Raw genomic sequence first — 7,106 nt, 5'->3', positions numbered from 1 at the left:
GGGGGCGGGCGGGCCGCCGGCGGCGGCCGGGGCGGGGGCGGGCGCGGGCGGTGCCGGGGCGGGACCGGCGGGCGCGGGCGCGGGGGCGGGCGGGCCCGGGGCGGGAACGGGCAGCGAGGCGGCGGCGGGCGCCTCGGGCGGGGGAACGCCCTCCGGCGCGGACGGGGGAAGGGGCTGGTCGGCGGGGATGTCCAGGTACTCCGGTTCGGTGGGGGTGGCCGTGGGTCGCGGGGCCGGCGGGCGGGGGGCGACGACCCCGTCGCCCCAGGCGCCGCTGGCGCCGGGCATCAGCAGGTCCTCCTCCTCCGGCTCGCCCGGGTAGACCGGCTCGGTGTCCGTCATGCGCGCACCTCACCCATCGCTCGTGCTCCTTCCCACTCCGGACATTGACGGACGAAACATCAAGTCCGGCCGACGGCACAACGATCCATGAGCCTACCCGGGGCGCCGCCGCGCCCCGTTCGCGGGTGCGTGGCGCGCGCCCGGATGATCCGGGTCTGTCACGAAGGGGCAGGCACCCGGGCGGCGGTGACCAGAAACACAACGGACCGGCCGCTTTCCGACCAGTCGTGGACGTCGAGTTCGACCGTCTGCACCAGCGTGCACTCGACCGTGTAGCCCGCGGTGGTCAGGACCCGGCCGGCCTCCTCGGCCCGGTCGCGGGTCAGGACGTGGGTGACCAGGCGCCGGGGCCTGCGGTCGGCGCAGGCGGTCAGCACGCGGGGGCCGCCGCCGCCGATGCGGATGGCGTCGGGCTCGGGCAGCCCGTCGAGCACCTGCGGCGCGGCGCCGTGGGCGGTCTGGAGCTGAACGCCCAGGCGGCGGGCGGTCGTTGCGGCCCGTTCGCAGGCGCGCGCGTCGCGGTCCACGGCGATGACCGCGGCGCCGAGCCCGGCGGCCTCCACGGCCAGCAGGCCGTTGCCGGTGCCGACGTCCCACAGCAGGTCTCCGGGCCGGGGGCCCAGGGCGGCGAGTTGCAGGGCGCGCAGCCGCCGCCCCCCGCCCTCGCCCGGATTCCCTGAGGCGGACGCGGCGCCGGCCGGAACGGCGGCGTAGGCGGCGTCGTCCAGGCCCCAGCCGGGGGGCCGTTCACCGTCCGAGGGGTCGCGGCCGGCCAGCCAGCCGCCGCCGGTGTCCCGGGCCGCGCCGGCGCCGCCGATGACCAGCAGGATGTTGGGATCGGTCCAGCGGTGCTGGGAGACGGTGTCGGAGGTGAGGACCGAGACGCGCTCCTGGTCGGTGCCCAGCGATTCGCAGATGACGAAGGTGCGCGCCACCGGGCCCAGGAGCAGGGCGATCTCGGCGGGGCCGGCGCCGGGCGAGGTGAGGACGGCGACCTTGGGGTGGGCGCGGCAGACGTTGACGGCGCGGCGCAGGGTGCGGCGGTTGGCGACGACGACGCGGGCGTCGTCCCAGGGCATGCCGGCGCGGGCGAAGGCGGCGGCGACGGCGGAGACGGCCGGAACGACCTCCACCTCCAGGCCGTGGGCGGGGTCGCGCAGGGCGCGGACGACGCCGAAGAAGCCGGGGTCGCCGTCGGCGATGACGACGGCGCTGCCGCGGTGGGCGGCGATGCGGCCGGCGGCCAGCGGGACGCTGCCGAGCCGGACGCGTTCGGCGGCGGGCGGCACGTCGGGGAGGGCGAGGTGGCGGGGGGCTCCGGCCACCAGGGTGGCCGCCTGGAGGGCGGCGCGGGCGTGCGGGTCGAGCGGTGAGCCGTCCCATCCGATCACGGTGACGCGGTCGGCCATGGTCCGGGCGCTCCTGGAGTGCTCGCAGTGGGGGAACGGCGAAGAGCCTACCGTGCGCGGGCGGCGCGGCCGGGGGCGTTCTCAGGCCGCCAGGTCCCCGAGGTCTTCGAGATCCTCGGGCAGCAGGCCCCAGACGATGAGGTCGGTGCGGATGTCGGTCCAGCGGCCGTCCTCGGTGCGGGAGCGGACTATGAGCGCGTTGCGCAGGACGCCCTCGCTGACGCAGCCGATCTTCTGGGCGACCTGCTGCGAGGCGGTGTTGCCGGCGGCGGTGCGGATCTCCAGGCGTTCGAACTTCTGGTCTCTGAACAGCCATTGGGCGACGGCCTGGACGGACTCGGCCGCGTAGCCCTCGCCTCTGGCCCAGGGGGCGACGACGTACCCGGCCTCGGTGGAGAGGGTGCGCCAGTCGGTGTTGCGCAGGTGAACGCTGCCGACGAGGCGGTGGGTCATGCTCTCGGTGACGGCCAGCACGATGCCGCGCCCGCTGGTGCGCTCGGCGGGGGCGCGGCGGCCGATCCAGTCGCGGGCCTCGGCATTGGTGTAGGGAATGGGGACCGAGGTCCAGGTGACGCTCAGGTCGTCGCTCATCATCGCCGCCAGCTCCGGGATGTCGGCCTCCTCGAACGCCCGCAGCAGCAGACGGTCCGTCTGGATGGAGATGTCGGGGAAGGTGAGTGTCATGTGCCGCTCCCTGCCAGAGGTCTGAGGGGACAGCATGCAGCATCCGTGACCGGGACGCGCCGCCGGGCCCCGGCACGGCGGCCGGGGCCAGGGCGGGTGGCGTGGGGTGGCGGGCGCCGCCGCCCCGCCGGTGGACGGACGGGGCGTCAGGAAGCGGGAGTCCCGAACGCCGGGATGACGGAGCCGTCGAAGGTGTCCTCGATGAACTGCCGCACCTCCTCGGAGTTCAGCAGCTCGGCGAGGGTACGCACGCGCGGGTCGTCCTCGTTGCCGGCGCGGACGGCGAGGAAGTTGGCGTAGGGGTTGCCCTCGGCCTCCTCCAGCGCCAGGGCGTCCTCGGCGGGGGCGAGGCCGGCCTCGATGGCGAAGTTGCCGTTGATGACGGCAGCGTCGAAGTCCTCCAGGGAGCGCGGCAGGGTCTCGGCGGCCAGCTCCTGGAACTCCAGGCCGCCGCCGTCGGTGATGTCGGCCAGGGTGGCCTCGGCGCCGACGCCCTCGCGCAGCTCGATCACGCCGTTGTCGGCCAGCAGGGCGAGGGCGCGGCCCTCGTTGGTGGCGTCGTTGGGGACGGCGACGGTGTCGCCCTCGCCCAGGGCGGCGACGTCGTCCAGCGAGGAGGAGTAGAGGCCCAGCGGCTCCAGGTGGACGTTGACGACCGGCACGACGTCGGTGCCCTGGTTGGCGTTGAAGTCGTCCAGGTAGGGGCGGTGCTGGAAGAAGTTGGCGTCCACCTCGCCGCTGTCCACGGCGGTGTTGGGCAGGACGTAGTCGGTGAACTCGCGGATCTCCAGGTCGAGTCCGGCGTCCTCGGCGAGGTTGTCGCGGACGTACTCCAGGATGCGGGTGTGGGGGGTGGGGCTGGCCGCGACGCTCAGCGGCTCGCTCGCGTCGGGGCTCTCGCCGCCGCCCCCGTTGCCCCCGGTCTCCGGGTCGGAGTCGGTGCCGCAGGCGGCGAGGGCGAGGGTCAGGGCGATGCCGGCGGAGGCCGCGAGCAGGGATCCGGTCCTGCGGGGAGTGCGCACGAGGGTGCCTTTCGTTTCCTGTCGTTTCCGTGAGATGGGGGTGGGGTGGGCGCCGGGGCGCGGGTCAGGTGCCCGTGCGCTCGCGGCGGCGCAGCAGCCGGATCGCGCCGTCGCCCAGGAGCTGGACGGCGGTGACGATCAGAATGAGGACGAGGACGGTGACGAGCATGAAGCCGTCCTCGAAGCGCTGGTAGCCGTAGGTGAGGGCGAGGGTGCCCAGGCCGCCGCCGCCCGCGGCCCCGGCCATGGCCGAGTAGCCGATGAGGGCGATGACCGTGGTGGTCAGCCCGGCGACGAGGGAGGGCAGGGCCTGGGGCAGCAGCACCTTCAGCACGACGGTCCAGGTGCCGCCGCCCATGGCGTGGGCGGCCTCGGCCAGGCCGTGGTCGACCTCGCGGACGGCGGTCTCCACGAGCCGGGCGAAGAAGGGGACGGCGCCGATGGCCAGCGGCACGACGGCGGCCGTGGGGCCGACGGCGGTGCCGACGACGAAGCGGGTGAACGGGATCAGCGCCACCAGCAGGATGATGAACGGCAGCGAGCGGCCGATGTTGACGACCACGCCGAGGACGCGGTTGGCGACGACGTTGGCCAGCGGGCCGCCGCGGTCGGTGAGGACCAGCAGAACGCCGATGGGCAGGCCGCCGAGCACGGCGTAGACCGTGGCCCAGCCGACCATGTAGAGCGTGTCGATCGTCCCCTGCTCCAGCAGGGGCCGCATCTCGTCCCAGGTCATCGAACGTCCTCCCTCGCGGACCCGGCGGTGCCGGGGGCCCCGGGCGCCGGGGCGGCCTCCGCGTCCGGGGCGGCGGCCTGCGCGGGGGGCTTGTCCAGCAGCGTGCCGGGGGGCCCGGCGATGGGCGGGCCGGCCGTTTCCACGGTGAGGCCCTGCTCGCGCAGGAAGGCGAGGGCGGCGGCGTTCTCCTCGGGGCGGCCGGGCAGCTGGATGCGCATCCGGCCGATCTGGCGTCCGGCGACGGTGTCGAGCGCGGCGCCGAGGATGGAGACGTCCGCGTCGTGGGCGCGGGCGAGCCGGGAGACCACGGGCCGCGCGGCGCCCTCGCCGTGGAAGGTGAGGTCGAGGACGGTGACGGGCCCCTCCGCGGCCCCGGCGTCCGCGCCCGCCTCTCCGCCGAAGGGGAACAGCTCCCGGGCCAGGCGCGAGCCGGGGGTGGCCAGCAGGTCGTGGACGCGGCCGGATTCGAGGATGCGCCCGCCCTCCATCAGAGCGGCGGAGTCGCACACGGTCTTGACGACGTCCATCTCGTGGGTGATGAGCAGGACGGTCAGGCCGAGGCGCTGGTTGAGGTCGCGCAGCAGGCGCAGCACGGAGCGGGTGGTGTCCGGGTCGAGGGCGGAGGTCGCCTCGTCGGAGAGCAGCACCTTGGGGTCGCCCGCGAGGGCGCGGGCGATGCCGACGCGCTGCTTCTGGCCGCCGGAGAGCTGCGCGGGGTAGGCGCGGGCGCGCTCGGCCAGGCCGACGAGGTCGAGCAGGTCGAGGGCCTTGCGGCGGCGCTCGCGGCGGGTGAGGCCGAGGATTTCCAGCGGCAGTTCGACGTTGCCCTGCACGGTCCGCGAGGACAGCAGGTTGAAGTGCTGGAAGATCATGCCGATGCCGGTGCGGGCCCGGCGCAGGGGGCGCCCGGCGCGGGAGCCGCGGCCGGCGAGGGCGGTGAGGTCCTGCCCGTCCACGGTCACGGTGCCGGAGGTGGGGCGTTCCAGGAGGTTGAGGCAGCGGATGAGGGTGGACTTGCCCGCCCCGCTGCGGCCGATGACGCCGTAGACCTCGCCGGGTTCGACGTGGAGGCTGACGCCGTCGACGGCCGCGATGTCGCGGCCTCGCGAGCGGTAGACCTTGGTGAGGTCCGTGGTCGTGATCACTTGGTTTCCGTGGGGTCGGGTGCCGGGCACGGCGAGGGTGGGCGCGGCCGGGCACGGGGCGCGTCCCCGCGGGGCGGGGACGGGGAAACGGGAGGGAGCGCGCGGGCACGGCGCGGCAGAGCCGGGTGCCGGGGATCGCTTCGGGGCGCGGGATCGCTCGGACGGGGGCCCTCAGCGTTCACACATTCGACAACGACAGCGACAGCCGGAACCGGGCACGCGCACTGCCTCGGCCGTCTGCGGGCGGCTGCTCGTCGTGGTCATGCGCTCAAGTAAAACAGACGTGCCGGGAGTGTTTCCCCCGAGGACGAACGCTGTGGTCAAGGCCACGCGGGGGCGGCCGGCGGGACCGGGGGACGGAGGGCGGCGGCGGCCCCGTTAGAGTCGGCGCATGCTCACGCCGCTGACGGTCGCGGTCGCCGGGACCGCCCTGCTGCTGGCCGCCTGGTGCGGCTACGCGGCCTTCCGGGACCAGCCGGTCAAGGACTGGCACTACGCCGGGATGGCGGTGGTGCTGCTGCTCACCCTGGCCCAGCTCGTCGTGTCGCTGGCCCGCCTCGGCTCCGGGGAGCGCCCGGAAGGCGGCGGGACGGCCCTGTTCGTGTCCTACCTGATCTCGGTGGTGCTGTGCCTGCCCGTGGTGGGGATCGTGTCGCTGGGCGAACGCTCCCGCTGGGGGTCGGCGACGGTGGCGGCGGGCGCGGTGGTGCTGGCGGCGCTGGAGCTGCGGCTGGCGGATGTGTGGGCGGGAGGGACCGGTGGCTGAGCGGATCGCGGCGGGGCGCGCGAAAGGAACGGCCGGCGAGCCGGCGACGGGCGGCACGGGAGGCGCCCGTCGGCTGCGCGAGGGGCCGGGCCGGCTGCTGGTGACGCTGTACGGCGTCTTCACCGTGGGCGCGGCCTCGCGTTCGGTGTACCAGCTCTCGACGCGGTTCGAGGAGGCCCCGCTGGCCTACCTGCTCTCGGCCGCCGCGGCGCTGGTGTACGCGTTCATCACCGTCTCGCTGGTACGCGGCGGCGAGCGGGCGCGGCGGGCGGCGCGGGCGGCCTGCGCGGCGGAGCTGGCCGGGGTGCTGACCGTGGGGACGTGGACGCTGGCGGATCCCTCGGCGTTCCCCGACGCCACGGTGTGGTCGGACTACGGCATGGGGTACCTCTTCCTCCCGCTGATCCTGCCCGTGACCGGCCTGCTGTGGCTGCGCCGCTCCCGGGCCGGGGCCCGGGAGCGGTAGACCCGGGCCCCGGCCCGGGAGCGGCGGGGCCGGCTAGGCGGCCAGACTCCGCGGGGCCTCCTTCTCCAGGGTGACGCGGCGCAGGTGGCGGGATACCTCCTCGGTGGCGACCTGGGCGTAGCCGAGGCGGCGGTAGAGGCGGAGGTTGCCGGCGCTGCGGTGGCCGGTGAAGAGGCGGTAGCGGGCGGCGGCGCGCTCGGCCGTCAGGCGTTCCTCGACGGCGGCCAGCAGCCGGCCGCCGAGGCCGTGGCGCTGCATCCGGGGGTGCACGATGAGATGGGCGATCTCGGCCGTGCCGTCGGCGTCGACCCGCCCGCGCACCGAGCCGACGACCTCCGGGCCGAGCCGGGCGACCAGGACGCAGGTGGAGTCGATCTCCTCCCGCAGCGCGTCCAGGGTCTGGGTGAGCGGCTCCAGGGAGTAGTCGCCGTACAGTTCGGCCTCGGATTGGTAGCAGAGGTACTGGAGCTTGAGGATCTGCTCGGCGTCCTGGCCGGTCGCGTTCCCGATCGTGACGCTCATGCCCATGTGCACAC

The 7,106-nt window shown here is 75.3% G+C and carries 8 protein-coding genes and 1 pseudogene; 2 read left to right on the top strand and 7 right to left on the bottom strand.

Annotation, left to right across the window (positions count from 1 at the left end):
* From RM780_RS03480 to RM780_RS03455, 6 genes and pseudogenes are all read right to left on the bottom strand, one after another.
* Positions 1-342: pseudogene (locus RM780_RS03480) on the bottom strand (hypothetical protein); the annotation flags it as partial.
* Between the two features lie 158 nt (positions 343-500).
* Entirely contained in the window at positions 501-1,751 is a 1,251-nt protein-coding gene (gene cbiE, locus RM780_RS03475; protein ID WP_311628933.1) for a precorrin-6y C5,15-methyltransferase (decarboxylating) subunit CbiE, read from the bottom strand.
* A gap of 81 nt (positions 1,752-1,832) precedes the next feature.
* The gene (locus tag RM780_RS03470; protein WP_311628932.1) at positions 1,833-2,435 is read right to left on the bottom strand and encodes a GNAT family N-acetyltransferase; all 603 of its coding nucleotides are present in this window, start codon (positions 2,433-2,435) and stop codon (positions 1,833-1,835) included.
* Positions 2,436-2,581: 146 nt separating this feature from the next.
* On the bottom strand, positions 2,582-3,457 hold the full coding sequence (locus RM780_RS03465; protein ID WP_311628931.1) for a MetQ/NlpA family ABC transporter substrate-binding protein: 876 nt from the start codon (positions 3,455-3,457) through the stop codon (positions 2,582-2,584).
* A gap of 64 nt (positions 3,458-3,521) precedes the next feature.
* Positions 3,522-4,193: a methionine ABC transporter permease gene (locus tag RM780_RS03460; protein WP_311628930.1), complete on the bottom strand. Its 672-nt coding sequence runs from the start codon at positions 4,191-4,193 to the stop codon at positions 3,522-3,524.
* Complete coding sequence (locus RM780_RS03455; RefSeq protein WP_311628929.1) at positions 4,190-5,338, bottom strand: methionine ABC transporter ATP-binding protein; 1,149 nt, start codon at positions 5,336-5,338, stop codon at positions 4,190-4,192. Before RM780_RS03455 ends, RM780_RS03460 begins: the two co-directional genes overlap by 4 nt.
* 391 nt (positions 5,339-5,729) lie before the next feature.
* Here RM780_RS03455 and RM780_RS03450 point away from each other — a divergent pair, with 391 nt between their 5' ends.
* On the top strand, positions 5,730-6,104 hold the full coding sequence (locus RM780_RS03450; RefSeq protein ID WP_311628928.1) for a hypothetical protein: 375 nt from the start codon (positions 5,730-5,732) through the stop codon (positions 6,102-6,104).
* Positions 6,076-6,570 (top strand): hypothetical protein, encoded by a 495-nt coding sequence (locus tag RM780_RS03445; RefSeq protein ID WP_394812874.1) that lies wholly within the window; start codon positions 6,076-6,078, stop codon positions 6,568-6,570. The genes RM780_RS03450 and RM780_RS03445 overlap by 29 nt, the downstream gene beginning before the upstream one ends.
* 33 nt (positions 6,571-6,603) lie before the next feature.
* Here RM780_RS03445 and RM780_RS03440 read toward each other — a convergent pair whose 3' ends face one another.
* Positions 6,604-7,098: a GNAT family N-acetyltransferase gene (locus tag RM780_RS03440; RefSeq protein ID WP_311628927.1), complete on the bottom strand. Its 495-nt coding sequence runs from the start codon at positions 7,096-7,098 to the stop codon at positions 6,604-6,606.
* Positions 7,099-7,106 lie beyond the last annotated feature (8 nt).

Source organism: Streptomyces boetiae, assembly GCF_031845405.1.
Lineage (GTDB): Bacteria > Actinomycetota > Actinomycetes > Streptomycetales > Streptomycetaceae > Streptomyces > Streptomyces boetiae.
This window is presented reverse-complemented; position numbering and strand designations above follow the sequence as displayed.